Annotated in this window: 26 protein-coding genes; 19 read left to right on the top strand and 7 right to left on the bottom strand. The window is 34.6% G+C overall.

Annotation, left to right across the window (positions count from 1 at the left end):
- Window positions 1-68 precede the first annotated feature (68 nt).
- The 6 genes from BM289_RS09160 to BM289_RS09135 all read left to right on the top strand — a co-directional run bounded on the left by BM289_RS09160 (window position 69) and on the right by BM289_RS09135 (window position 6,488).
- Window positions 69-590, top strand: a complete 522-nt coding sequence (locus BM289_RS09160) for an LptE family protein (RefSeq protein ID WP_091492636.1) — start codon at window positions 69-71, stop codon at window positions 588-590.
- A gap of 85 nt (window positions 591-675) precedes the next feature.
- Window positions 676-2,451 (top strand): tetratricopeptide repeat protein, encoded by a 1,776-nt coding sequence (locus BM289_RS09155; protein WP_091492634.1) that lies wholly within the window; start codon window positions 676-678, stop codon window positions 2,449-2,451.
- Between the two features lie 3 nt (window positions 2,452-2,454).
- The gene (gene secG, locus BM289_RS09150) at window positions 2,455-2,796 is read left to right on the top strand and encodes a preprotein translocase subunit SecG (protein WP_091492632.1); all 342 of its coding nucleotides are present in this window, start codon (window positions 2,455-2,457) and stop codon (window positions 2,794-2,796) included.
- A gap of 145 nt (window positions 2,797-2,941) precedes the next feature.
- On the top strand, window positions 2,942-3,217 hold the full coding sequence (locus BM289_RS09145) for a co-chaperone GroES (RefSeq protein ID WP_008467105.1): 276 nt from the start codon (window positions 2,942-2,944) through the stop codon (window positions 3,215-3,217).
- A gap of 83 nt (window positions 3,218-3,300) precedes the next feature.
- The gene (groL, locus tag BM289_RS09140) at window positions 3,301-4,932 is read left to right on the top strand and encodes a chaperonin GroEL (RefSeq protein ID WP_091492631.1); all 1,632 of its coding nucleotides are present in this window, start codon (window positions 3,301-3,303) and stop codon (window positions 4,930-4,932) included.
- A 356-nt stretch (window positions 4,933-5,288) separates the two neighbouring features.
- Window positions 5,289-6,488 carry an alkaline phosphatase family protein gene (locus tag BM289_RS09135; RefSeq protein WP_091492629.1) on the top strand — a complete coding sequence of 400 codons (1,200 nt, stop codon included), beginning with the start codon at window positions 5,289-5,291 and terminating at the stop codon, window positions 6,486-6,488.
- Window positions 6,489-6,710: 222 nt separating this feature from the next.
- On the opposite strand, the gene BM289_RS09125 is transcribed toward BM289_RS09135, so the two are convergent.
- The 4 genes from BM289_RS09125 to BM289_RS09110 all read right to left on the bottom strand — a co-directional run bounded on the left by BM289_RS09125 (window position 6,711) and on the right by BM289_RS09110 (window position 11,967).
- On the bottom strand, window positions 6,711-7,550 hold the full coding sequence (locus BM289_RS09125) for an oxidoreductase (protein ID WP_091492626.1): 840 nt from the start codon (window positions 7,548-7,550) through the stop codon (window positions 6,711-6,713).
- An 89-nt stretch (window positions 7,551-7,639) separates the two neighbouring features.
- On the bottom strand, window positions 7,640-8,548 hold the full coding sequence (locus BM289_RS09120) for a helix-turn-helix domain-containing protein (RefSeq protein WP_091492625.1): 909 nt from the start codon (window positions 8,546-8,548) through the stop codon (window positions 7,640-7,642).
- Window positions 8,549-9,568: 1,020 nt separating this feature from the next.
- Window positions 9,569-11,098, bottom strand: a complete 1,530-nt coding sequence (locus tag BM289_RS09115) for a SulP family inorganic anion transporter (protein WP_091492623.1) — start codon at window positions 11,096-11,098, stop codon at window positions 9,569-9,571.
- A gap of 149 nt (window positions 11,099-11,247) precedes the next feature.
- Window positions 11,248-11,967 carry a S24 family peptidase gene (locus BM289_RS09110; RefSeq protein ID WP_091492621.1) on the bottom strand — a complete coding sequence of 240 codons (720 nt, stop codon included), beginning with the start codon at window positions 11,965-11,967 and terminating at the stop codon, window positions 11,248-11,250.
- An 87-nt stretch (window positions 11,968-12,054) separates the two neighbouring features.
- Here BM289_RS09110 and BM289_RS09105 point away from each other — a divergent pair, with 87 nt between their 5' ends.
- The 6 genes from BM289_RS09105 (at window position 12,055) to BM289_RS09070 (ending at window position 15,984) form a co-directional block, all read left to right on the top strand.
- The gene (locus tag BM289_RS09105) at window positions 12,055-12,264 is read left to right on the top strand and encodes a hypothetical protein (RefSeq protein WP_091492619.1); all 210 of its coding nucleotides are present in this window, start codon (window positions 12,055-12,057) and stop codon (window positions 12,262-12,264) included.
- A 107-nt stretch (window positions 12,265-12,371) separates the two neighbouring features.
- Window positions 12,372-12,578 carry a hypothetical protein gene (locus tag BM289_RS09100; RefSeq protein ID WP_091492618.1) on the top strand — a complete coding sequence of 69 codons (207 nt, stop codon included), beginning with the start codon at window positions 12,372-12,374 and terminating at the stop codon, window positions 12,576-12,578.
- A 160-nt stretch (window positions 12,579-12,738) separates the two neighbouring features.
- A complete protein-coding gene (locus BM289_RS09095) occupies window positions 12,739-13,842 on the top strand; it encodes a hypothetical protein (RefSeq protein WP_091492616.1) in 1,104 nt (367 codons plus the stop codon).
- Between the two features lie 72 nt (window positions 13,843-13,914).
- Window positions 13,915-14,289 carry a DUF4372 domain-containing protein gene (locus BM289_RS09090; RefSeq protein WP_143102058.1) on the top strand — a complete coding sequence of 125 codons (375 nt, stop codon included), beginning with the start codon at window positions 13,915-13,917 and terminating at the stop codon, window positions 14,287-14,289.
- Window positions 14,290-15,062: 773 nt separating this feature from the next.
- Window positions 15,063-15,623, top strand: coding sequence for an ADP-ribosyltransferase (locus tag BM289_RS09075; RefSeq protein WP_091492609.1), 561 nt, complete (start codon window positions 15,063-15,065; stop codon window positions 15,621-15,623).
- 1 nt (window position 15,624) lies between these two features.
- Window positions 15,625-15,984, top strand: a complete 360-nt coding sequence (locus BM289_RS09070) for a hypothetical protein (RefSeq protein WP_091492607.1) — start codon at window positions 15,625-15,627, stop codon at window positions 15,982-15,984.
- A 543-nt stretch (window positions 15,985-16,527) separates the two neighbouring features.
- Here BM289_RS09070 and BM289_RS09065 read toward each other — a convergent pair.
- Together BM289_RS09065 and BM289_RS09060 are read right to left on the bottom strand one after the other, a co-directional pair.
- The gene (locus BM289_RS09065) at window positions 16,528-16,773 is read right to left on the bottom strand and encodes a hypothetical protein (protein ID WP_244165349.1); all 246 of its coding nucleotides are present in this window, start codon (window positions 16,771-16,773) and stop codon (window positions 16,528-16,530) included.
- Window positions 16,774-16,775: 2 nt separating this feature from the next.
- Entirely contained in the window at window positions 16,776-17,765 is a 990-nt protein-coding gene (locus tag BM289_RS09060) for a DUF6268 family outer membrane beta-barrel protein (RefSeq protein ID WP_091492605.1), read from the bottom strand.
- Between the two features lie 181 nt (window positions 17,766-17,946).
- On the opposite strand from BM289_RS09060, the gene BM289_RS09055 reads away from it, so the two are divergent.
- The 3 genes from BM289_RS09055 to BM289_RS09045 all read left to right on the top strand — a co-directional run bounded on the left by BM289_RS09055 (window position 17,947) and on the right by BM289_RS09045 (window position 20,197).
- Window positions 17,947-18,945 (top strand): sensor histidine kinase, encoded by a 999-nt coding sequence (locus tag BM289_RS09055; RefSeq protein ID WP_091492603.1) that lies wholly within the window; start codon window positions 17,947-17,949, stop codon window positions 18,943-18,945.
- A complete protein-coding gene (locus BM289_RS09050) occupies window positions 18,918-19,631 on the top strand; it encodes a LytR/AlgR family response regulator transcription factor (protein WP_091492601.1) in 714 nt (237 codons plus the stop codon). Before BM289_RS09055 ends, BM289_RS09050 begins: the two co-directional genes overlap by 28 nt.
- Before the next feature lie 107 nt (window positions 19,632-19,738).
- The gene (locus tag BM289_RS09045; RefSeq protein ID WP_091492599.1) at window positions 19,739-20,197 is read left to right on the top strand and encodes a hypothetical protein; all 459 of its coding nucleotides are present in this window, start codon (window positions 19,739-19,741) and stop codon (window positions 20,195-20,197) included.
- A 12-nt stretch (window positions 20,198-20,209) separates the two neighbouring features.
- Here BM289_RS09045 and BM289_RS09040 read toward each other — a convergent pair whose 3' ends face one another.
- A complete protein-coding gene (locus BM289_RS09040; protein ID WP_091492597.1) occupies window positions 20,210-20,629 on the bottom strand; it encodes a DoxX family protein in 420 nt (139 codons plus the stop codon).
- Window positions 20,630-20,861: 232 nt separating this feature from the next.
- Between BM289_RS09040 and BM289_RS09035 the strand changes: the two genes are divergently transcribed.
- From BM289_RS09035 to BM289_RS09020, 4 genes are all read left to right on the top strand, one after another.
- On the top strand, window positions 20,862-21,326 hold the full coding sequence (locus BM289_RS09035; RefSeq protein WP_091492596.1) for a hypothetical protein: 465 nt from the start codon (window positions 20,862-20,864) through the stop codon (window positions 21,324-21,326).
- Between the two features lie 389 nt (window positions 21,327-21,715).
- On the top strand, window positions 21,716-22,984 hold the full coding sequence (locus BM289_RS09030; RefSeq protein WP_244165348.1) for a TMEM143 family protein: 1,269 nt from the start codon (window positions 21,716-21,718) through the stop codon (window positions 22,982-22,984).
- Between the two features lie 97 nt (window positions 22,985-23,081).
- Window positions 23,082-23,546: an Mpo1 family 2-hydroxy fatty acid dioxygenase gene (locus BM289_RS09025; RefSeq protein WP_091492594.1), complete on the top strand. Its 465-nt coding sequence runs from the start codon at window positions 23,082-23,084 to the stop codon at window positions 23,544-23,546.
- A 7-nt stretch (window positions 23,547-23,553) separates the two neighbouring features.
- Window positions 23,554-24,420, top strand: a complete 867-nt coding sequence (locus BM289_RS09020; RefSeq protein WP_091492592.1) for a class I SAM-dependent methyltransferase — start codon at window positions 23,554-23,556, stop codon at window positions 24,418-24,420.
- The last annotated feature ends 2 nt before the right edge of the window (window positions 24,421-24,422 follow it).

Below are 24,422 nucleotides of genomic sequence, written 5' to 3'. Positions count from 1 at the left end.
ATTTTGAACCCGAGCGATAGCGAACGGGCGCAGCAATTTCAAAAATTGGAATTTGACCAATAAACATTATGAAAAAAATATATTCTCTTTTTGCATTGTTAAGCCTTTTCATGCTGAGTGGCTGTACTATAAAATATAACTTTACAGGAACTGGAAAAATCGATGCCAAAACCTTTCAGGTTAACTTTTTCCAAAACAATGCAGACTTGGTAGAACCTGGAATAGACAGAACATTCACATTGGCTTTACAGGATTTGATTATGAATCAGACCAACCTAAACCTAGTGAGTGTCAATGGTGATTTAACTTACGAAGGAGAAATTGTAGACTACAGAATCACTCCAATGACTGCAACAGCTGTAGGATCAAATGGTGATGTTGGAGCAGCTCAGAACCGTTTGTCAATTCGTATTAATGTTAGATTCATGAATAAGAAAAAGGAAACAGATGATTTCGAAAAACCTTTCGAATTCTACTATGATTTCCCAGGACAAGATCTTCCAACTGGAGCAGTATTAAATGATGCTCTTAAAACAATTTTCGAAAGAATCACGCAGGACATCTTTAATGAGTCATTGGCTAAATGGTAAAATATTAATTTATGGAGTCGGTTAATCCTAATCGATTTTCAAAAACAATTAAAGAACTAAGCAGTTAAACGATTAAACAAAAAAAATGAACGTTACCGATTATACCTACTTAATGAACAAACCAGATGCTATTACAGAAAAGCAGGCGGATGCATTAGGAAGTGTTTTGAATGAATTCCCCTATTTTCAAAGTGCACGCGCACTAAGATTAAAAGGACTTTACAACCAAAACAGTTTTAAGTATAATTATGCTTTAAAAGTTACGGCAGCACATACTTCAGATCGTTCTGTTCTATTTGATTTTATTACTTCTGAAGCCTTTACCTCTGTTCAAAATGATTTTTACGAACAAAAATTAAGAGACCTTCTTGAAATTACGGTTTTCGACAGCGAAATAATTTCTCCAGAGCAAATTAAAAAAGCGCTCGAAAAAAATAATCCAGAAGAAGAAACTGTTTCAGATGCAAATGAAGTTCAAACAACAGCTACACAGCAAACTGTAAAAATAGAGGAATCTATAAAAACGGAAGAACCAATTAAAGCAGAAGAACCTGTAAAAATTGAAGAACCAGTAATTACTACAGAAACGAAGATAATTCCCGAAATAGACCCTTCTATTTTTCTGGCTATTAAAGAAGCTCAGACCATTACTTTTGAGAAACCGGTAATCGAAGAAAAACCTAAAACGCTTCCAGAAATAGACCCATCTATTTTTATGACTATTAAAGAAGCTCAGACTGTAACTTTTGAAAAACCTGTAATTGAAGAAGAAAAGAAAATAGATCCGATTAGCATTTCGGAGACTATAGAAACTGTGACTTCTGAAACAATCGAATCTATGGAAGAAACTGAAATCCCTTCCTTTATAGATACAGAATCAGAAAAACCAGAAGAGCCAAAAGCTGAAGAACCTAAAATTGACCGTATTGAAAATTCTATTTTAAGTTCTATAAAAGTTTCCGAAACTCCTTCTGTATCAGAAACAACAAAAGAAATTGAGGAAGAACCAAAATTTGACCGTATTGAAAATTCGATTTTAAGCTCAATTAAAGAAGCAGAAACTGTGATTCCTGACAAACCAGCAATTACAGAAGAGCCTAAAATCGAGCCTGTTATTGAACAACCCTTTTCAAATGCTGTTGAAGAAGACGATGAAGAAGGTGTTATAGAAGAAATGATAATTCCTGAACCTAAGTTAAATCCACTTGAAAGATCGATTCTTTCTTCTATTAAAGAAGCAGAGACAGTAATTCCTAAAGTCGAAATTAAAGAGGATGTTCAAGAGAAAATCATTGAACAAGAAGCGGTAGAACAAGTTCAGGAAGAAATTATTGAAGAGGCTGAAGAAGAAATTGAAGAAGAAATTGAAGAAGAAACCGCTGAACCTGCAAAAACAGCTGCAGAACATTTGGAAATTGGAAAACCTTTAGATTTTTCGCTAAGAGAAAAACACTCTTTCCAAGAATGGCTTCAATTATCTAGAACAGAACCAATTGATCGTTCAAATGACCTTTCTCCCGAAGAAAAAGCGGCAAAAGAAGCTGCAGAAAGAGCGCAACAAGAAGAAGAAAGACAAAAAAAGGCTAGCATAATCGATAAATTTATCGAAAATAATCCGAAAATTTCTCCAATTAAACCTGGAAATAGTACTCCGATTATTCCAATTGAAAGCCCTCCAGAGGATAATTCATACTTGATGACCGAGACTTTGGCTAGAGTTTATCTGGAACAAAAGAAATATACAAAGGCAATTCAGGCATATGAAATATTAATTTTGAAATATCCAGAAAAAATTACTTTCTTTGCAGACCGCATATCGGATATAAAGATTTTACAACAAAATAACAATAACAATAATTAAGTAATGAGCACATTTTCAATTTTTTTAGTTTTAATTACAATAGTTTGTTTTCTATTGATCGTAGTTATCATGGTACAAAATCCTAAAGGAGGCGGATTGTCTTCTACTATCAGCGGAACGCAGATGTTAGGTGGAGTACAAAAAACAACTGACTTTTTAGATAAAAGTACTTGGACTTTAGCTACTGTTTTAATTGTGCTAATTTTACTTTCTAGCTTAAGTTTCTCTGGAGCTTTAAGCGATACAGATTCTAAACTTATTGAAAAAACTGAAGCTCCTGCAAATGTACCAGCAGCTCCAGCACAAGGAAATACACCTGCTCCTGCAGCTCCAGCTACTAAATAATTTTAGCTCAATATAAAAATCTAATGCCAGCCTGTCAAAGCTGGCATTTTTTTTAAGAAAAAATGTCAGTTTTTCCAGCATGGCACAATTTCTGAAAGTTTATAGAACAGAAAAAAACGTATAACTTATTAATAAATATAAAATCATGGCTTTAAACATTAAACCGCTTTCAGACCGCGTACTTATTGAGCCTGTTGCAGCTGAAACCAAAACTGCCTCAGGTATTTTTATTCCAGATACTGCCAAAGAGAAACCTCAAAAAGGAACTGTTGTAGCAGTAGGAAACGGAACTAAAGATCATACTATGACTGTAAAAGTTGGAGACACTGTTCTTTACGGTAAATATGCAGGAACAGAGTTAAAACTAGAAGGCACTGATTACCTAATCATGCGTGAGGATGATATTTTAGCGATTATCTAAAAATATTGTATTAAGTACGGAGTAGTAAAAAATTAGAACTTCATTTAACTTGAAACAAATCAAACTTTAAACAAAAAATTAAAATGGCAAAAGATATAAAATTTGATATTGAAGCACGTGACGGCTTAAAACGTGGTGTTGATGCATTAGCAAACGCTGTAAAAGTAACTCTTGGACCAAAAGGTCGTAACGTAATTATCGGAAAATCATTTGGTGGACCAACTGTTACTAAAGATGGTGTTTCTGTTGCAAAAGAAATCGAATTAAAAGACGCATTAGAAAATATGGGTGCGCAAATGGTGAAAGAAGTGGCTTCTAAAACCAATGATTTAGCTGGAGACGGAACTACAACTGCTACAGTTTTAGCTCAGGCTATCGTAAAAGAAGGTCTTAAAAACGTTGCTGCAGGTGCGAATCCAATGGATTTAAAACGTGGTATCGACAAAGCTGTTGAAACGATCGTAGCTGATTTAGCAAAACAAGCTAAAGTAGTTGGAAGCGATTCAGATAAAATCAAACAAATTGCGGCTATTTCTGCAAACAATGACGAAGTTATTGGTGAATTAATTGCTACAGCTTTCGCTAAAGTTGGAAAAGAAGGTGTTATCACTGTTGAAGAAGCTAAAGGAACTGATACTTTTGTTGACGTTGTTGAAGGAATGCAGTTTGACAGAGGATACCTTTCTCCTTACTTCGTAACAAATCCAGAGAAAATGGAAGTGGAACTAGACTCTCCATACATCTTATTATACGACAAAAAAGTTTCTTCTTTAAAAGAATTACTTCCAGTTTTAGAGCCAGTTGCACAATCAGGAAAACCATTGTTGATTATTGCTGAAGATGTTGACGGAGAAGCTCTTTCTACTTTAGTAGTAAACAAATTAAGAGGTGCTCTTAAAATTGCTGCTGTAAAAGCTCCAGGTTTCGGAGACAGAAGAAAAGCAATGTTAGAAGATATCGCAATCTTGACTGGTGGAACTGTAATTTCTGAAGAAAGAGGTTATACTCTTGAAAATACAACTATCGAAATGTTAGGAAACGCAAAAAGAGTTTCTATCGATAAAGACAATACAACTATCGTAAGCGGTGCTGGCGAAGCTGATATCATCAAAAACAGAGTAAACCAAATTAAAGGCCAGATGGAAACTACTACATCTGATTATGATAAAGAAAAATTACAAGAGCGTTTGGCTAAATTAGCTGGAGGTGTTGCGGTTCTTTACGTTGGTGCAGCTTCTGAAGTGGAGATGAAAGAGAAAAAAGACAGAGTGGATGATGCTTTACACGCAACTCGCGCTGCTGTAGAAGAAGGAATCGTTGCTGGTGGTGGTGTTGCTTTATTAAGAGCTAAAATCGCTTTAGCTGACTTAAAAGCTGACAACGCTGACGAAGCTACAGGAATCCAAATCGTTTCTCGCGCTGTTGAAGCTCCATTAAGAACTATTGTTGAAAACGCTGGTCTTGAAGGATCTGTTGTTGTAGCTAAAGTTTCTGAAGGAAAAGGTGATTTCGGATACAACGCAAAAACTGACGAATATGTAGACATGCTTTCTGCTGGTATTATCGATCCTAAAAAAGTAACTCGTGTAGCTCTTGAAAACGCTGCATCTGTTTCTGGAATGATCCTTACTACAGAATGTGCATTAATCGATATTAAAGAAGAAAATGCCGGAGGCGGAATGCCAATGGGAGGTGGAATGCCAGGAATGATGTAATTCATCCTCTTCTTAAAACTTAAAAGCGTCGGATTTCTTATCTGGCGCTTTTTTTTAGCCACAGATTACACAGACTAAAAGGATTCTTTTTACTTAGACACTGTAAAGTTTTTTTTACGCAGATTTCAGTGATTTAAGCAGATTAATTTGAATTTTATATAGTCCGTATGAAATAGAATCCTTTTAGTCTGTGTAATCTATCACAACTCTTTTTTACACAAAGATTAGAAAAAAATAATTCGTGAATTCGTGGCTATTTCCTTCGGTCGAGTCATGGCTATGTTTTTTATTTAACATTCTCTTTTTCTTTAAAAAATCTGTTATCTCTACCTTTGCAGTTATAACAAATTCAAAAAATGAAAAAATATTTTACTGCGCTCCTATCTCTATTTTTCTTCGCAATTTCATTTATTTTACAAGCCCAAAACAGCAAAGACAATTATGTTGTTCTAGTTTCTATGGATGGATTTCGCTGGGATTACGGTAAAATGTATAATCTTCCGAACTTAAAACAAATCTCCAAAGAAGGCGTTCATGCCAAATCAATGAAACCTTCTTATCCGAGCAAAACATTTCCCAATCACTATTCAATCGTAACGGGACTTTATCCAGATCATCATGGAATCATCAATAATGTTTTTTATGATGCTTCTTTAGACCAAGCATTTTCATTATCAAGCAAGGCAAAAAATGATTCTCGCTTTTATGGCGGAAATCCTATTTGGAATTTAGCTGAACAACAAGGTGTAAAAACAGCTTCCTTCTTTTGGCCAGGATCCGATATTGATAAAAGAAATCCAAGTTATTTTAAAAATTATGATGGTAAAATTCCATATGGAGCCAGAATCGATACGGTTTTAAAATGGTTGGAATTACCAGAAAAACAAAGACCTCATCTGGTTACCCTATATTTTGATGAACCTGATCATTCTGGTCATAATTTTGGTCCGCTTTCGCCAGAAACTAAAAAAGCGGTAACTAAAATGGATTCAATTATGGGAGAATTATCTCGAAGACTGGATCAATTACCAATCGGAAAACAAATCAATTTAATTATTGTTTCTGATCACGGAATGGCCAATATAAGTAATGATAAAAAAGTAGCCGTTTTAGATTATTTAAAACCCGAATGGCTTGGCTATAAAGATGTTGTTAATCCGATTATGAGCCTACAGGCAAAAGCTGGATTTCAAGATTCTATTGCCAATGCTTTAAAAAAAGTGCCTCATATTAAGTTCTGGAAATCCACTGAAGTCCCAAAAAGACTGCATTATGGAACCAATCCTAGAGTACACGACTTTGTTGTCGAAGCTGACAAAGGATGGAGTCTAGTAAGCAAAGAAAGTACTCATATAAAAGGTGGAACGCATGGCTATGATAATAATGAAAAAGACATGCATGCAATTTTTTACGCCAAAGGTCCTGCTTTCAAAGTAGATAAAACTGTCCCTACTTTTCAAAATGTTTCTGTTTACCCTTTAATCGCTCATATTTTAGACTTGCAAATGGGAGAAATTGACGGAAAGTTTAGCGATGTAAAATCGATGCTTCGTTAATTAGATAATCTGGCAATTAGAAAATTTGCCAAGGGATTGAATGTCACCCTGAGCGACCCCGAGGCTTCGGGAGAAGGGCGCTCCAATTGGCACGCGGGCTTCGACTTCGCTCAGCCTGACAAAACCGAATCAATTATAGAGAACCAAACCCGACAGGTTTCTAAACCTGTCGGGTTTATCATTGCATTTGGAATTTGGATTTCAGCTATTGGAATTTATTAATTAAAGCGCTGTTGAAACAGAAACTGCTTTCCATTTTTCCAATTCCGCCTGAACGCTTGCTATTTTTTGGTTTGCCATATTATAAGCATCTTCTCCTAAAAACAAATGGAGTGGCGGATTTTGATCTTCGCTTGCTTTAATCAACGCTTCTGCTAATTTTACAGGATCTCCCGGTTGATTTTCGTTGATATCATCTTTATGAGCACTTTCAGATTGCCTTACTTCTTTATAATCTGCAATTGGATTTTGAGGCAATAACAACGAACTGTCTTTTAAGAAATCAGTTCTAAAATAACCTGGATAAACGATTGTTGCATGAACTCCAAACGATTTTACTTCTGCGGCCAAAGACTCTGTTAAACCAGCAACAGCAAATTTTGTGGAGCAGTAAATTCCCCAACCCGGAAATTCTCCATAATAACCTCCAACAGAAGAAATATTAAAAATATGTCCCGTTTTATTAGCACGAAGAATCGGCATTGTATTTCTGATTACATTCAACAATCCGAAAACATTTACTTCGTAGTTTTTTCTTGATTCCACATCGGTTAGTTCTTCTAATGCACCCAACAAACCATAACCAGCATTATTTACTAAAACATCAATTGTTTTAAAATGATTGATGGTCTTATCGATAGCATTTTTAACGCTTTTTTCATCTACCAAATCCATTTCTAAAGGAAGAAAGCTATCCGAAGTATTTCCTAAAACCTTTGTCAAAGCTTCTTCATTTCTAGAAGTTGCAGCTACTTTATATCCTTCTGCCAGTAGTTTTTTAGCCAATTCTAATCCAAGTCCTTTTGAAGCACCTGTGATAAACCAAACTTTTTTATTGTCCATGATTTAATTTTTTAAGTTTTAATACAGGACAAAGGTAGTAGCGAAGTACTTCTACAATATTGAAGCAATCAAACAAGAAGCTGCAAAAATCAAACAATTTCTGTCAGACGATAGGTTTTAGGAGAAACCTGAACATTCTTTTTAAAGAAATTGATGAAATGAGACAATTCTTCAAAACCTAAACACCACGCAATTTCATTAATATTCCAATTGGTTTGTTTCAACAAAATCATTGCTTCCTGCACAATTCTTTCTGAAATAATCTGTGAAGTTGTTTTTCCAGTTGTTTCTTTTAAAGCCTTATTCAAATGATTGACATGTACATTTAACTGATTGGCAAATTCTGAAGGCGAACGGAAATTAATTTGCTGTGAAATGGATTCAATTGGAAATTGTCTTTCTAACAATTCTAAAAACAAAGAAGAAACCCGAATCGTCGCATTCGATTTACTGTATAATGAAGCAGTTACGGTCTGCGTTTTCAAGGCAAGATGAATTATTTCAAAAACTAGATTTCGAAGCACATCATATTTAAAAGCGTAATCTGAATTAATTTCTTCCAGCATTTTTAAATAGACCGTTTTTAAAGATTCTGCTAATTCTGAAGATATTGGAACAACAGGATTACCACCGGGCTGGAATAATGGATATTCTTTTAGATTCCCAAACTGACTAAAAAAAGCATCTGTAAAAATGCAGAAAAATCCCGTCTGGTTTTCATCAATATGTTCCCAGCTGTAAGGAATCTGCGGATTGGCAAAGAACAAAGCCTGATCTTCGATTGCAACAACTTTATCCGCATAATGCACTTTGTTTTTCCCAATGATTAAACTGATTTTGTAAAAGTCTTTTCGCGTATAAGGCAAAGGATTACAAGTGCTCCCAATATAATCATCCAGCTTAAAAACATTAAAATGTCCGATCTCTTTTTTAAGATTTTCGGGCATCCCTTTTATTTTTACAGTGTAAAAATCTTCTAAAGTTTCTGTTAGTTTCATTTTACAAAGTTACAAAAATCAATCTTTAGTTTTTCGCCACGACCCGAGCGATAGCGAACGGGCGAAGCAATTCACGAATTTAAACAAATTATCTTTCTTTATTATGATGTGAAAATTACACCAAAATCACAAGGTATATCTATAGAGACGCACCGCAGTGCGTCTTATGCGCAACGATTGGCCACAGATTATTTTTGTCAGGAATTTAAATATTTCTAATCGTTGTCTTGATTGTCACCCTAAGCGGAGTCGAAGGGCGCTCCAATTGGTACGCGGGCTTGTCCCGAAGTCTCAGGATTGCCCAACCTGACAAAACTGATTCAATTATAGAGAGCTAAACCCGACAGGTTTCAAAAACCTGTCGGGTTTACTATAGTAAATCTAGATTCTGGAATATCAAACATTGTGGTTATGTTACGAATAAGACGCACTGCGGTGCGTCTCTACAAAAAACTGGCATGAGAAACAAAAACAACAAAACACAGTCCAGAAGTCTCGGGATTGCTCAGCCTGACAAAACTGAATCAATTATAGAGAACTAAACCCGACAGGTTTCAAAAACCTGTCGGGTTTACTATAGTAAATCTAGATTCTGGAATATCAAACATTGTGGTTATGTTACGAATAAGACGCACTGCGGTGCGTCTCTACAAAAAACTGGCATGAGAAACAAAAACAACAAAACACAGTCCAGAAGTCTCGGGATTGCTCAGCCTGACAAAATTGAATCAATTATAGAGAGCTAAACCCGAGAGGTTTCAAAACCTGTCGGGTTTATATAGTAAATCTAGATTCTGGAATATCAAACATTGTGGTTATGTTACGAATAAGACGCACTGCGGTGCGTCTCTACAGAAAACTGGCATGAGAAACAAAAACAACAAAACACAGTCCAGAAGTCTCGGGATTGCTCAACCTGACAAAACTGAATCAATTATAGAGAACTAAACCCGAGAGGTTTCAAAAACCTGTCGGGTTTGTCATCGCATTTGGAATTTGGAATTTCAGCAATTAAAATTCCTAACTCATCACTTTATAAGTTGGATCATCAATAACATTTACATTAATAACCGCATCGGCGTTTTTTAATAATTGTCGGCAGTCGGCGCTTAAGTGTTGTAATTCTACTGTTTTATTAAGCTGATTGTATTTTTTGGTAATATTGTTTAAGGCTTCAATGGCTGACATGTCGGAAACACGGCTTTCGTTGAAATCAATTATAATATGATTGGGATCATTCTGGACATCAAATTTTTCTAAAAAGGCAGTTGTGGATCCAAAAAACAACGGCCCATAAATTTCATAATGTTTGACCCCGTTTTCATCGATATAATGGCGAGCACGGATTCTTTTGGCACTTTCCCAGGCAAAAACCAAAGCCGAAATAATCACTCCAATCAAAACCGCCAAAGCCAGATTATGCAATACAATCGTAATAAGAGCTACTAAAATTCCAACGAAAACATCATGTTTCGGCATTTTATTGATGACCTTAAAACTCGCCCATTCAAAAGTGGTAATCGCTACCATCATCATTACGCCAACTAATGCCGCCATTGGTAATTTTCCAATAACCGGAGCACCAAAAAGTATAATAATCAAGATAGTCAAAGCTGCGATAATTCCCGAAAGCCTCGCTCTTGATCCAGCACCAAGATTGACCAAAGTCTGTGCAATCATTGGACAACCTCCCATTCCGTAGAAAAAGCCGTTTAAAATATTCGACCCTCCTTGCGCAATGCATTCACGATTACTGTTGCCACGGGTTCCGGTAATTTCATCCACTAAATTCAGTGTGAGGAGACCTTCGGTCAAACCAACTGCCGCCACAATTACCGAATACGGAAAAATCAGTTTTAAAGTTTCAAATGAAAATGGAATATTCGGAATATGAAATGGAGGAAATCCGCCTTGAACTGATGCAATATCTTCTACCGTTTTGGTCTCAATATTAAAAATAATCACTAAAGCAAAAACTACCATAATAGCGACTAAAGATGCCGGAACTGCTTTTGTAATTTTAGGAAAAATCAAAACAATGGCAACGGTAAGCGCCACCAAACCCAGCATAATATACAAAGGAGTTCCCTGAAGCCAAGAAACTTGCCCGTTTACTACCGTTTTAAACTGTTCTAACTGCGACATAAAAATCACAACCGCCAATCCGTTTACAAAACCAAACATTACAGGCTGAGGCACCAATCGAATAAATTTTCCGAGTTTAAAAAGTCCAATGCAAATTTGCACCACACCGCCAAGTGCGACGGCCGCAAAAACATATTCTATTCCATGCGATTTCATCAAAGCGATTAAAACAATTACTGTTGCTCCTGCTCCGCCCGAAATCATACCGGGTCTTCCTCCAAAAATTGCCGTTACCAATCCAGCAATAAAAGCGGCATACAAACCAACCAAAGGCGGAAATCCAGCCAGAATTGCAAACGACAAAGATTCTGGAATCATGGTCATCGCCACGGTTAAACCTGCTAAAATTTCGTTTTTATAATTTACTTCCTGAGTGAAATCGAAGAGTTGGAATGCTTTTTTCATAGGGCGCAAATTTAGGGAATTTGCCAATTAGAAAATGTGGAAATTAGATAATTAGATAATGTGTTAATTAGAAAATTCTATAGATTGCGCATATACATTATCTAATTACCTAATTGGCACATTATCTAATTATCTTATTGACACATTATTTACGACATAGAATTAACACGGAGAGAAGCTTTAATGATTGCCAATCCGTTAATAAATTGAATAGGAAGATCCTTGGGTTCGTGTTTTTCGTTTTCGCTTACCAATTTAAGATAGTCCTCTCCTTTTTCTGATTTCTGGATCCATCGAATCATATTGAATTCATTTCCCTCCTCATCTAAAATCGACACTAGGTACATTTCTCCCCAAAAAATAGTATTAATATTAGTTTGAACTTTTTTATACAAGATTATATCCCCAGCTTTAATCAAAGGATACATACTGTCGCCACTTACCTTGATGGCGCCATCGCATTTGGGTAAATTCGGAATGGTCATATAATCTACAGGCTTCTCTTGTTCTTGATTTCGAAACAAAGCAGCTACCGAAGTTGTTTCCTGTATATCAAACAAAGGTATTGATTGTCTTGATTTTGTTTTGTCTGTTTTTAGCGAAAAATTATGCGTAATATTTGGTTCTTCAGAAACAGGATTGCCGCTATTGGTATCTTTTAACATCGATTCATTTCCCAGTAATAGCCAAACCGGATTTAAATCTGGGCAATTTTCTAACACCCTAAGTAGAATACTTTCTCCCAAATCGGCATTTCTTTTAAGCTGTTTCCCCAAGTATCCGTTCGAAAGGCCAATTTTATTCTCAAAAGGCTTTGGTTTTATCCCTTTATAATTAATATATTCATATAATCTTTGTATGGCCTTCATAAATTAGTAGAAAATTTTCTAATATTTCTTTGCTAGGTAGGAAATAGATTATATATTTGCCTTTGCAATAAGAAACAAATAGTGAAAATGAGCAAAGAAACGAAAAAAAACAGGAAGTATACTTACGACCAGCGAATAATAAAAGCTTTGGTTGAAAAATACGGGCTGACTACTGTCTATGTACGGCAATGTTTAAGCGGAAATAATTTGAGTATTACAGCAGATAAAATAAAAAGCGATTATAAAGAAATCGACAAGGCTTTTCAGGCAATAACAACTAATCTTTTAAAACACTAACTAAAAACCAATTAGCAACCGTTAGAAAAACTAAATATTATGGATATATAAGTAAAACGTTTTTAAGATTAGATTTCTTAATCTAAAAGACCAAACAAATTAAAACAATGGACAAGAATGAAAAATCTAAACCGAGTTATAATCAAGATATCATAAAGATTATACAAGCACGATATGGCTATTCTCAGGACTATATCAGAAAATCTATTAGAGGAGATCGTACCGGCATTATCTGCATTATGATAAAAGACGAATACATCAGACTCAACAACGAAGCCTTAAAAGTTATCGAAAGCCAGCTGTACAAATTATAAGCACTTCTTCACCAATATTTACCTCTCGTTTCCAAATACCACTTCGGGAAACAAAACTTCACATTGTAGTGTTGTCCTCACTCCAAAAACAAAAACAAATATTTTTTAGAACTCCTTTAATTAGGAATTTACAGTAACAAACAATTATTTTTAGAATTTTATGAAAACTTATTTCAAGCTGGCACTTTTGTTTTGGTGCTTATCGATTAGTGTTAACGCGCAAGTGGGAATATCAACCAACAATCCTAATAAAGATGCCGTTTTAGACTTAAACAGAACTGATGGCACAAGTGCAAAAGGGCTATTATTGCCAAAAGTAGCTTTATCTGCTACCAATAATTTTTATCCACTTACATCACATATAGCCGGAATGAAGGTATATAATACCGCTTCCTCTGGTAGCGGTTCGTTTGCCGTGACTCCCGGAGAATATATTAATGACGGAATCCAATGGATCCGTACCTCATCTATAAACTGGCAACTGGACGGAAACATAAACGGCAACGAAAGATCAATTGGAACAAATGACAATTTTGATCTGCCTATTAAAACTAATAATATCGAAAAAATGCGTATTACCTCAGAGGGACAATTGCTTTTAAATACTACTACTCCATTACCTGGCGGTGCTGCAGCAAAAATTCAAATTAATAACGGCACTACTGCTGGCGCTATTCAACTTGTAGACGGCACACAAGGAGCTGGCAAAATTTTAACTTCTGACGGAGAAGGAGTAGCTTCATGGAAAGCACCTGCAAGCCAGTACACTATTTTAGGTGTAATTCCCGCAACTCAAACTACAGCACCTATAACTTTTACAAAACCTATATTTTACACAGGCTGCTATATTGACCTTCCTGCCGGACAATGGAATGTTTCTTCAACAATGTATTTTGTTGCGGACGGAACTGCGTGCGTAAAGCCTGGTTACCAAAATACAGGTTTCATGTCATTCTTCTTATCAACTTCAAGCACCGCAAATACACCTCCAACATATGCCTCAAACATAAAATCCATCATTATACCTCCTCTATATCTTGGAGGCAGTGATTTTATTAATTGTTATGGAACCGGAACAATTCCAATTAGTATAAGCTCTCCGCAAAGAATATATGTTTGGGGCTTTATTGCTACAAATACTTATAATAGTACATTACCTAATTTAACAGGAAACATAGCAATTGCATCTGGAGCCAGCGCAAATGGCACTGTAGGTATATACGGTCCTTATACCCAGCTGTTCGCAACACCAATAACATATTAAAAACTAGATCGTGCAGATTTGCAATCATAAGTGTTCGAAACCTTAAAAATAGTTATTTTTGAGCTAAAAAAAATGAAAGTTTCCGAAGTTCTAAACTATATCCCTAAGGCTGAATTAGAGAGATTATCATTGGAATATAAAGTTGAGTATCAAGTCAAGAAGCTTGATCGTCAAATAATATTTCAGTTATTATTGTTTTCAATGCTAAATGTTCGAGAAAACAGCCTTCGTATAATGGAGGAATTTTATCATTCTTTAGCTTTCAAAAACATTGCAAATAATAGCTTCAAGGAAGTAAAGTATAATTTAATAAGACATAGACTTGTTGCTATTAATCCTGATCATTTTGAAGCAATTTTTAATAGCTGTCTTGCCCAATTTCAAGCTAAATATTTAGAGGAAAAGCAAAATGTCATTTCTTTTGACTCCACTATGGTCACAATTTGATCAAAATTATTAAGAGAAGGAATGAAACTTAATAAGAAAGGAGACAAGAAATACGTGAAATTCAGCATGGCATTTTCAAATGTGCCAATTCACTCAAAAATATTCACAGAACAACAGTTTCTTTCTGAAGAATTAACATTAAAGGAATTAATCAATGAATGTCCACTAAGTCCCGATAGAGTAGATTTGCAATCCGTGCTCGCAACGATAAGACACAAAGTAAAAAAGCTATAAAATTAAATTTTTACAGCTTTTTTTATGTTTAAAGAATGTCCGCCCAGTTATTGTCCTCCTGAGAAACGAAGGACCACACTCGGGAATCGACAAAGATTGTGTGCCATACTTTGTAGAGTTTCTTGTGTGATTGCTTCGCCAGTTCGCTATCGCTCGTGTCTTCGTTCCTCAGAATGACAAAACTGGGTGGAAAATTGTTGGTCGAAATACTTCGTGGAGTTTCTTGTGTGATCTTCGCCAGTCCGCTATCGCTCGTGTCTTCGTTCCTCAGGAGGACAAAGCTGCGTGGTTACTGTACTTTATGGAGTTACTTGCGGAGATGTCTCTTTCGTCGACATGACAAAGATTACAGGTATGTTTTTTTTCTAGAAAAGTTTCTTACGTATTTAGGAGGACAAAACTGGCCAGCAAAACTGTTGATTGTTATAAAAAAGCTAGTTTTTAACGTAAAAAATAAATGTTTTATATCTATAAACTTTATATTTACGATTAAAGGAGGGGCGTAAGAAAAATAGATTTCTAATAATCATTACAAAAAAATGGACAAGGACTTACAAGAATATGTTAAGCATAATTTGATTAAGCAATTGCAAGAAATAAAAAGTTCCAAACAACATATCACGATAGAAGAATTGAACGAATTTGAAAAATCCATTATTTATTATTATTCAGAAGATGGCTTTGAGTCTTTAAATGAAAAACTAAGAGATGGTGAAAAAATTCCCGAACTAGGAAAACATCTAAACAACTGTCTTAGCAAACTTCCAGATTACAAATTACTTTGTTATCGTTCAATACATTGTAGCAATTATGAGTTAAAAAGATATTATGATGCATTTGTAAACAACTCTATTATTGTAGAAAAAAGTTTTTTATCGTGTAGTAAGTCTAGATTAATCGCCTTAAGTTTCAGTAATACCCCACTATTCATAATAAAATCTAAAAAAGGAAAAGAAATAGAAAAAATCGCTAAATTTGGTATAGAAAGCGGGCAAAATGAAAAAGAAATTCTTTTTATGTCTGGCTCAAAATTTAAAGTACTGAATTTTGAAGAAGATGATAAGGATAAAACAATTAGAATAACGCTAGAAGAAATTTAATATGGATTTAGTAAAAGAATACAACGAGAAATCGCACTTTAAAGACTTTAAAGATATTTTTGAGAGCCTGACACAGGTTTTTATGTTGGGTACTATTAAATCTGATTATAAAAGCGCTCAAATTATACATAAGAAAGAAGAAATCAATTCTCATGCAATAAAATTTATTGAAGAGATATTATCTAATGATTTAATAACAGCAAAAAAAGACAAGCTTGCCTTAATAAATTTATTAGACGATTTAAACTATCGAAATGAAATACTCCATTTAATGGCATCAAAAAATACCCAAGAACTCGAATCCCTCAAAAAGTCCTCTGAGAGAATGGGCAGAAAATTTATGTCGTCTGTAAAAAAATAATCATTAACCAGATAGCGCAGATATTCAATACAACAATCGTGCGGATTTGCAATCCGTTGCCCACAACGATAAGACACAAAGTAAAAAATGCTGTAAAAACTTAATTTTACAGCTTTTTTTATATTTAAAGAATGTCCACACAGTTTTTTTAACCTCCCTAACACAAGCAAGAATCGCATTTAGGAATCGACAAAGATTGTCTGTCATACTTTGTGGAGTTACTAGCCGAGATGTCTCCTTCGTCGACATGACAAACACAATGAATAAATACTATTTTATTCTTAGAACAACTGCTCCAAAAGAAAAATGAAAATCGAAAGAATAAGATTTAACATCTGTGAATAGTTTTATAGTAAACCAAAAATTATCGTACAAAATTATAAAGAAAACGTAAGATACAGCTGCGTATTTTTACCCTTTTTTCAATGGCAAAATTCAATGGCAATGGCAAAATTCAATTTCAATTACAAAAATCAATATCAATGGCAATGAATCATCGTATCAATACGAAGCGTAATTTTTAATTCTCAAATTTTTAATTGCTCACTCAAGTCTTACGCAGGTATAACCTAGACAATGTACATAATCCATAATGTTGTTGTATTGAATATCGATTCCTTCAACCCTTAGTATTTTATCGCAGTCTTCCAGATCAAAATTAATTTTATAGTCAGGAAACTGAGTTTGCATCACGGCAATGACATAATCTTTCTCAGATTCTTTTTGAACATTTGTTTTAAAAATCTCCACAACCATAACTGCTTCCTTTAATTCTTCCAACTTATCCATCTCTATTTTCTATTAAAAAGATTATACGATATTCCAACTCTAACATACCCTTGCGCATCTTCTTTCTGGTCATAAACATAACGGTTTGTTCGTTCGCCTTTTTCTGTAATTCGGGCGCTTACCACATTATTTATGCCGCCTTTGGCAAAAGCAATCAGCTTTGGGGTAAAACTATATTCGTAGGTAATTCCAGACTTTAACTCCAACTGATTCAGTTCGTATACTCCTTTTAAATTTGAGCTATTTAAATTTAAGTAAAAACTTTCAGTATTTAATTCTGTTCCTAAGGAAATTCTTCCGTTTTCCAGCAATTCTCTTCTAAACAAAAGACGTTGTGGCAGGATAAAATCCATATCCCATTTTGAGTTTTTAAACTTATGGTTTATAGACAGTAAAGGTGTCATTGGCACAATAGAAGACGGATCCAGCAACACCAAAACCCCTGCCGTTATGGTTGTCGACGGCGTTCTTTTCAGCACTAAAACTGCTGAAGCAAATCCTTTTAAACGCTGTAATTTTTCTTCATCGCCGTCAACAGTTGCCGTGGCGCTGTAAATGGCAGTTTTTCCAAACAATGCTCCCATATACGTCGCCGTTAAAGCGCCCGCCCAAAAATGAATATCCTGATTTGCTCTCCTATAAGTCTGATTGGTGCCATAATTATAAATATCACCAAACTCATAACTTTCGTACTTATAACGAAGAGAAGCCGCCAAAACAAACCGTTTTGATTTTGTGGCATAAAACGGAAGATTAAAAGCCGCTTTAAATCGGTTATGGCTTTCGACTCTTCCTCTTTCAAATTTATTTCCAAACAATTCCGAATCGTAATTGGATGGTCCAAGGTTTTCGTACTGTACATCAAAAGTTCTGGTTGTGGGAAACTTATCGACTATTGCTTTTCCTAAAGTTTTCATACCAGGCTCTTTTTCCTGCGCCAAGGTTTTTATAGAAATAAATACAACTAAAACCGAAAGAATCTTGGATTTCATAAAAGGGAGATATAAAATTTATTTTGGGAATTGATTTGAAATTCAGTTTCAAAAGTAAAAGACACACTCCTATTATAATAGTATTTTTATACCAACGGCGTAAGATTTATACGAATGGCGTTGGTATAATTTATCCTTTACAAAGAGCTAAAAACTATACGATTATATTATTTTTGCCGTTATGACGATTTCTAAACTTTATCAAAACTTCTTTCTGAGAAACTTGTTCGTAAACACATCGGTTTACTTGGTTATTTTAGCCTGTGTTTATGACGAAATAAAACTGGACGGTCACAGCTGGTCTTATATTCTAAGCAAAATTGCAGTAGGTTATTTTCCTTGTATTGTCTGGATTACTATTTTCAATATCTGCATTATCAAACCAGTTTTATTTAGAAAAAAAGTCAAACTGTTCTTTTTTCTCCTTGCCGTTTATTGGACGTGTTTTTACTTCTTTATGAATTGGTTTTTTCCACTTGTGGGATTGGGAAATTTTAAAACACTTCAAATATTATCCTTGATTATAAACGGAATGTTTTTCTATTTCATTCATGTGGTGATTACCAAAAAAATCATGGATGCCGATAAAGATATCATGAACTACAAATCGGAACTATCGTTTTTAAAACAGCAGTTAAATCCGCATTTTCTATTGAACGCGATGAACAATCTGTATGGCGAATCACTCGCAGAACCCGATAAAGTTCCAGACCGAATCCTGAATCTTTCGGATATGTTGCGTTATCAAATTGAAGCGTCTAAAAAAGATTTTGTTTTGGTTGAAGAAGAAATAGATTTCGTTAAAAAATATATTGAATATTACACCTTTAGAAACGAAAGATTAACCGTAAACCAGAATATTGAAGGCGTTAATAAAGAAATCGAGATTCCGCCATTGTTCTTTCTGCCTTTGGTAGAAAACGCCGTGAAATTTTCTGGCGAAACTGCCGAACCTTTTATTAATCTGGATTTAAAAGTAAAATGCCGAAATTTGACTTTTACTATCAAGAACTCTTATCTCGATTCTGGTTCACGTCTTTCGAGCACCGGAATCGGAATTGAAAATCTTAAAAGACGTTTGGAAGTGTACGGCTTAAAACACAATTTAAGCTGCCAGAAAGAGAAAAATATGTTTGTTGTAAAATTGAGTATATGGCACTTACCTACCGCTGTCTTATAATTGATGACGAATCGCCGGCACACAAAGCCTTGATTTCGCATATCTCCAAATTTGACGAACTGGAACATTCTGGAAGCGCTTTTAATGGTATGGAAGCCATAAAACTGCTCAACGAAAACCAATACGATATTATTTTTCTCGACATTAATATGCCTGTAATTTCTGGTGTAGAGTTGATGGAACTGCAGCCCAACCGTCCGCTTACAATTGTCACCACCGCTTATACTGATTTTGCGCTTTCGGCTTACCAAAACGATGCAATTGATTATTTGATGAAACCTATTTCATTGGACAACTTCTCTAAAGCCATCGAAAAAGCCAAAACGTACCATTCCGGAAACACCCTAAAGAAAGAAAACAATAATACCGAAAAAACATTTTCGTACCGCTCCAACGGACAAACAATAGAAACTCCGCTTTCGGATATTTTATACATCGAAAGTCTGGGCAACTACATGAAACTCTACCACGGCAAACTAAAATCGCCTATTATTATTTACGGTTCGCTCGCCAGCATCAGTTCCGAGATTGACTGTTCGCATTTTGTTCAGGTTCATCGTTCGTTTATTGTCAATACAACCAAAATTACGACTGTTACTTTTAAAAACCTTACAATGGCCAATGGCTATATTGTTCCTGTAGGAAGGAAATATCAGATTTTGTTGGATGGTTTGTCAATGAGATAATTTGTTAATTTGGATAATTAGATAATTTTTGAAAAGCCTGACCTTTTTTGGGGGTTGTTTTTTAATTACTAAAACAATTACTTTTATAAAATAGAAAACTGAATAAAATGAACTGGATAATTCAAAAAACGGAAAAATTAGAATTTCACACTAACCTAAAAGAATTATTAAAACCAATTCAAACAGAAACTGAATATTATAATTGGGTAATTAGTGATTTCGAATTTATATCCGACAAAGAACTTCCAATACATCATGAAGAAGATTTTTTTGTTTTGTCAAATAAAGAGTTTAATGAAATTCTAAATTCTCTAACACAATTTATTTGGGGCGTAATATCTAGTATTCCAAAAAATAAAGAAATAGTGATTAATGAAAACAATCTCCCTTTTGCAGAAGGAAACGATTTAATATGGAAAAACGGAAACTTTCAAATACCTAATTCAACAATAGAAATTATTGCATTTGACAGTTCTTATTCCATCATTAAATTTAAAGAGAAAAATTTATCCGACACTTTCAAAGAATATTTTCCCGAAGCAATAGAATTAGAAGATTTTAATTAGTAGAAAATATAACTAAGTTTTCATCCTCCTAAAATACCTTATCGCCCCAGTAGACCAGAGCGCCAGAAAAATCAAAACAGGCTGAAAAAACAATCGAATCAAACGAGCTTGGTCTGTATCAAGTCCAAAGGCGGAAGTTCCGTTTAAATATTGTGCAATATTACCAGGGAAAACCAAGACATAAAATACTGCCAATGCAATTCCCACCTGTACTTTAAACTTTGTTAGAAATAACATACCAAGTCCTAAAGCAATTTCTACAATTCCAGAAAGAATAACAACCAAGTCTTTATCCAAGGGCACCCAATTTGGTACCTGCGCCTGAAAATCCTGCCTTTGAAAAGTAAAATGACCAAAAGCGGCCACGATCATAAAAATCCCAAGAAGAATTCTAAAGAAGTCCTGCATTTTAGTCGTTTGTATATTTTCCATAAAAATCAATTTTAGAAGAATCCATTATCAAATTTAAGATATTAAATGACAGTCTTGTTTCATAGTATCCGCCATTTCATTGTATAATATCTATGTTGAAATCTCATCCTGAAACAAATCAATAATCTTTGTTAATTCTTTTCTTTAAAAAAAATGATTCACATGAATAACTTTTCTTACTTAATTATCTAAATTAGCATAATTCAGAACCATTAAGATTTTTTTATAACCGATGAGCATTTTTAATTTTTTTAAACGATCAGATATAGAATGTCCGAGATGTCTTGGAAAAGGGTTTGTAGACTGGGAAGATATTGTTCGTTTAAAGAGACAATTAAAATGGGTTCCTGCCCCCTGTGCCTACTGCAATGCCACAGGAAAGGTTGAAAAAGAAATGCTTTCAAAAGTGGCTGTAGACTGCGTGTACCTTACTATAGATTTACCAGAATCAGTAATCGAAAAAATAAAAGATGGCGACCCAGAAACCATCGAAAAAGGCAGACAACGTGAACGTTTTGTAGACCATATTATCCAATATGCAGAAGAACTTTACCTCAAGCAAAACATGGATGCTGAAAGCATTGCAAACCTGTATTTAAGCACCGAAGAAGAAAACGCTGCTTTTTCTGTAACCAAAGAAGAACTGATAAAATATTTTCAAGGTGTAATCGAACTAAAAAATTCCGAAAGGAACTAATCCATCCAAAAACAAGTCTTAGCCACTTAGCATCTCAGCCCCGATAGCTATCGGGGTAGCGTCTTAGAAAAAACCCGTATAAATACGCATAGTCACTCTAATTTATAGTGGTAATATTGCTATGAATAATTTTTAGTTTAAAATTTAGTTTTCATCAAGAGAGCTTTTTAAATTTTTGTCACTTTTTTTTGGAACACAAAATGGGATTTCAAATCGCTGGTAACGATTGGAAATCTCATTTTTTATTTTCTACTTCTTTCATCGTCCTAAAACAAAGAATTTAGGTATGCATGTCGATAAAGATTGTAAAATATAGCCAGCGGTTTCAACCGCTGGAACGCAATCATTGTCAAGATTTCCTGTGCTCTTTGCAGCTAAAAATTCTATCTTTGCAGCTTCCACGCCAGAAAAAATTAAAGCCTAGAATCGACATGATGCGAGAACATTATATTCCGTTTAACAAAGAGTTTTTATTAGAACAGCAGATTGCTTTAGCAGAGGATCCCAAAAGTGCAGATGATTTCAAAAAGTTATTCGATATCATTGAGCATTATTATCATTATGAATCTTTTAATCTAAACCGAAATTTAAAACAGCATTATGCTCTTTACGATCCTGATTTAAGCGAAAGAGAACGTGAAGGTTTTATTGGCAAAAGTGATTTCAGCATTTTCAAAAAGACGTTGCTTACGGTGTTAGAACGAGGTAATTATTACCGCATCGACGAAGAAACCTTAAAAGCCGCTTTTGAAGAATCGGACTTAATTGGTCTAAATCTCGCAATTGATTTTAATACTTTTAAAGATTTCGAATTATATGCCCGCGGTCATCATAAAGCAAAAGAAAAGGTTAAAAAGTTTTTTTTCTGGAAAAAAGAAGTCGAAATCGAATATTATGATCGCGTTTTAATTTACCTCAATTACAGCGATGCCGATTATCTGGCCGCTAAAAAAGTTAAATTAGGCAAAATGCCTATTGACCCAGGTTCTATTGCTTTGAAAATTTTTAAGCGTGTTCCTAAAAACGACCTCGAAACTGTATTCCCAAATGCCGTTCCTAAAATGTCTTTTAAAGACAAAATGCTACTTTGGGTTCCTGGTGTTTTTGGTGGGATTTCACTTTTAAGTGCCAAGGTAATTCCAGCACTTATCAATATGTACGATGCTTACCAAACTGGCGAGACTATTGATTTATTGAATAGTAAAACCTCGTTAAATCAAGGTTTAATTGCACTGGGAATTTTGTCGGCTTATTGTTTCCGTCAGTACAATAATTTTGTAAATAAAAAAATCAGATATTCTAAAACCCTTTCTGATAGTTTGTATTTTAAAAATGTCGGCAATAACAGCGGTGCATTTTATTCCCTTTTAAATTCGTCTGAAGAAGAAGCTTTAAAAGAAACCGTTTTAGCTTACGCCTTTTTAAACAGAAGCCAAAATCCTTTGACTGCATCTGAATTGGATACTCAAATAGAATCTTGGTTTGCCTCTCATTTAAAAACCGACTTGGATTTTGATGTGAACGATGCTTTATTGAAACTAAAAAGCATAGGTTTAGGAATAGAAAATGACGGAAAATGGAATGTCATTCCGTTAAACGAAGCTCTCATCACAATCGATGAATTATGGGACAACGTTTTTGATTATAATCAGAAATAAATTTATAGTTTATGGTTACTAGTTTTAGTTTGCTGTTAGTTGCTAATGTATAAGAAATTTCATTAGATTTACAGCAACTAACTATAAAACCACCAAAATGAAAACTCTAGACCAATGGTTTACAGAATATGCTGTAAGCCACCAAAACCCGACCAATAAAGCCATACACTATATTTGTGTTCCAGCTATTTTCTTTTCTATTGTAGGGCTCATAATGAGCATTCCGAACGGGATTATTGCCAATACTTTAAACCTAAATCTACCCATTATCGAAAACTGGGCTTTTGTTGTTTTACTTTTTGTGTTGGTTTTCTACATCAGATTATCTGTTGTAATGGCGGCTAAAATTACTTTGTTCTCTGGAATCTGTTTGATTGTAAATTATTATATTGGACAAGTTGTACCGTTATGGGCATTTTCAATTGGCATTTTTGTTATTGCTTGGATTGGGCAATTTTATGGACATAATATTGAAGGCAAAAAACCTTCTTTCTTAAAAGATCTCCAATTTCTGTTAATTGGTCCGGCTTGGGTTGTAGAGAATTTATTTTCTAAAAAATAAGGTTCCGATGAAAGCAGAAAAAACAAGCAGAACGGCACAATATATGGCGTTCTTTCGAGCATTGGAAACACAGCGTAAAGACAGCTTATTTTCAGATCCTTATGCGATTCATTTTGTAGATTCAAAACTGAGACTTGCAACGCGATTGTACCACTATCCAATTGTTGCAAAATATATTAATAATACAATAAACAAAAAAATTCCCGGTGCTTTATCTTCTGGAATTGCGAGAACAAAATATATCGATAGTTTATTGGAAAATGCCATTTCAAAAGGAGTAAAACAAGTACTAATTTTAGGCGCAGGATTTGACACTAGAGCTGTACGTCTTGATTTTCTGCAAACTATCCCTGTAATAGAAATTGACCATCCAAATACTTCCAATTTTAAAGCAGCAATCTATAAAAAGCGAATTGGTAAAATACCTCAAAACGTAACTTTTCTTCAAATTGATTTTAACAAACAGGGATTGGATCAATTAGCTTTAGAAAACAATCTCGACTTTACAAAACCTACAGCGGTAATTTGGGAAGGCGTAACCAATTATTTAACAGAAGAAGCAGTAAAAAGCACCTTTTCTTTTATTTCTAAATTCGCCAGTGGCAGTCATGTTATTTTTACTTACGTACACAAAGAAATTCTTCAAAATCCAGATTCTTTTTTAGGCGGAAAAAAATTACTGAAAGATCTCGAAAACATAGAAGAACATTGGACTTTCGGTTTCTTCCCTGAAGAACTTCCGGGATATTTACATCAATTTCATATTGAACTTTTGGAAGATTTAGGAGCTAATGAATATCGTGAAAGATTTCTTCCTAAGCGCTCTGAAAGCGGCTATGAGTTCTACAGAACTGCAGCTGGAATAAAAAAATAACA

Source organism: Flavobacterium phragmitis (genome assembly GCF_900112575.1).
Taxonomy (GTDB): domain Bacteria; phylum Bacteroidota; class Bacteroidia; order Flavobacteriales; family Flavobacteriaceae; genus Flavobacterium; species Flavobacterium phragmitis.
This window is presented reverse-complemented; position numbering and strand designations above follow the sequence as displayed.

Bases quoted from the DNA above. Each gene is read 5' to 3' on its own strand.
- BM289_RS09040 (WP_091492597.1), bottom strand. From the start codon at position 20,629: ATGGAAAATATACAAACGACTAAAATGCAGGACTTCTTTAGAATTCTT.
- BM289_RS09095 (WP_091492616.1), top strand. From the start codon at position 12,739: ATGAAAACTTATTTCAAGCTGGCACTTTTGTTTTGGTGCTTATCGATT.
- BM289_RS09105 (WP_091492619.1), top strand. From the start codon at position 12,055: ATGAGCAAAGAAACGAAAAAAAACAGGAAGTATACTTACGACCAGCGA.
- secG (WP_091492632.1), top strand. From the start codon at position 2,455: ATGAGCACATTTTCAATTTTTTTAGTTTTAATTACAATAGTTTGTTTT.
- groL (WP_091492631.1), top strand. From the start codon at position 3,301: ATGGCAAAAGATATAAAATTTGATATTGAAGCACGTGACGGCTTAAAA.
- BM289_RS09055 (WP_091492603.1), top strand. From the start codon at position 17,947: ATGACGATTTCTAAACTTTATCAAAACTTCTTTCTGAGAAACTTGTTC.
- BM289_RS09100 (WP_091492618.1), top strand. From the start codon at position 12,372: ATGGACAAGAATGAAAAATCTAAACCGAGTTATAATCAAGATATCATA.
- BM289_RS09060 (WP_091492605.1), bottom strand. From the start codon at position 17,765: ATGAAATCCAAGATTCTTTCGGTTTTAGTTGTATTTATTTCTATAAAA.
- BM289_RS09160 (WP_091492636.1), top strand. From the start codon at position 69: ATGAAAAAAATATATTCTCTTTTTGCATTGTTAAGCCTTTTCATGCTG.
- BM289_RS09070 (WP_091492607.1), top strand. From the start codon at position 15,625: ATGGATTTAGTAAAAGAATACAACGAGAAATCGCACTTTAAAGACTTT.
- BM289_RS09020 (WP_091492592.1), top strand. From the start codon at position 23,554: ATGAAAGCAGAAAAAACAAGCAGAACGGCACAATATATGGCGTTCTTT.
- BM289_RS09110 (WP_091492621.1), bottom strand. From the start codon at position 11,967: ATGAAGGCCATACAAAGATTATATGAATATATTAATTATAAAGGGATA.
- BM289_RS09075 (WP_091492609.1), top strand. From the start codon at position 15,063: ATGGACAAGGACTTACAAGAATATGTTAAGCATAATTTGATTAAGCAA.
- BM289_RS09065 (WP_244165349.1), bottom strand. From the start codon at position 16,773: ATGGATAAGTTGGAAGAATTAAAGGAAGCAGTTATGGTTGTGGAGATT.
- BM289_RS09045 (WP_091492599.1), top strand. From the start codon at position 19,739: ATGAACTGGATAATTCAAAAAACGGAAAAATTAGAATTTCACACTAAC.
- BM289_RS09135 (WP_091492629.1), top strand. From the start codon at position 5,289: ATGAAAAAATATTTTACTGCGCTCCTATCTCTATTTTTCTTCGCAATT.
- BM289_RS09155 (WP_091492634.1), top strand. From the start codon at position 676: ATGAACGTTACCGATTATACCTACTTAATGAACAAACCAGATGCTATT.
- BM289_RS09145 (WP_008467105.1), top strand. From the start codon at position 2,942: ATGGCTTTAAACATTAAACCGCTTTCAGACCGCGTACTTATTGAGCCT.
- BM289_RS09125 (WP_091492626.1), bottom strand. From the start codon at position 7,550: ATGGACAATAAAAAAGTTTGGTTTATCACAGGTGCTTCAAAAGGACTT.
- BM289_RS09025 (WP_091492594.1), top strand. From the start codon at position 23,082: ATGAAAACTCTAGACCAATGGTTTACAGAATATGCTGTAAGCCACCAA.
- BM289_RS09120 (WP_091492625.1), bottom strand. From the start codon at position 8,548: ATGAAACTAACAGAAACTTTAGAAGATTTTTACACTGTAAAAATAAAA.
- BM289_RS09050 (WP_091492601.1), top strand. From the start codon at position 18,918: ATGGCACTTACCTACCGCTGTCTTATAATTGATGACGAATCGCCGGCA.
- BM289_RS09035 (WP_091492596.1), top strand. From the start codon at position 20,862: ATGAGCATTTTTAATTTTTTTAAACGATCAGATATAGAATGTCCGAGA.
- BM289_RS09090 (WP_143102058.1), top strand. From the start codon at position 13,915: ATGAAAGTTTCCGAAGTTCTAAACTATATCCCTAAGGCTGAATTAGAG.
- BM289_RS09115 (WP_091492623.1), bottom strand. From the start codon at position 11,098: ATGAAAAAAGCATTCCAACTCTTCGATTTCACTCAGGAAGTAAATTAT.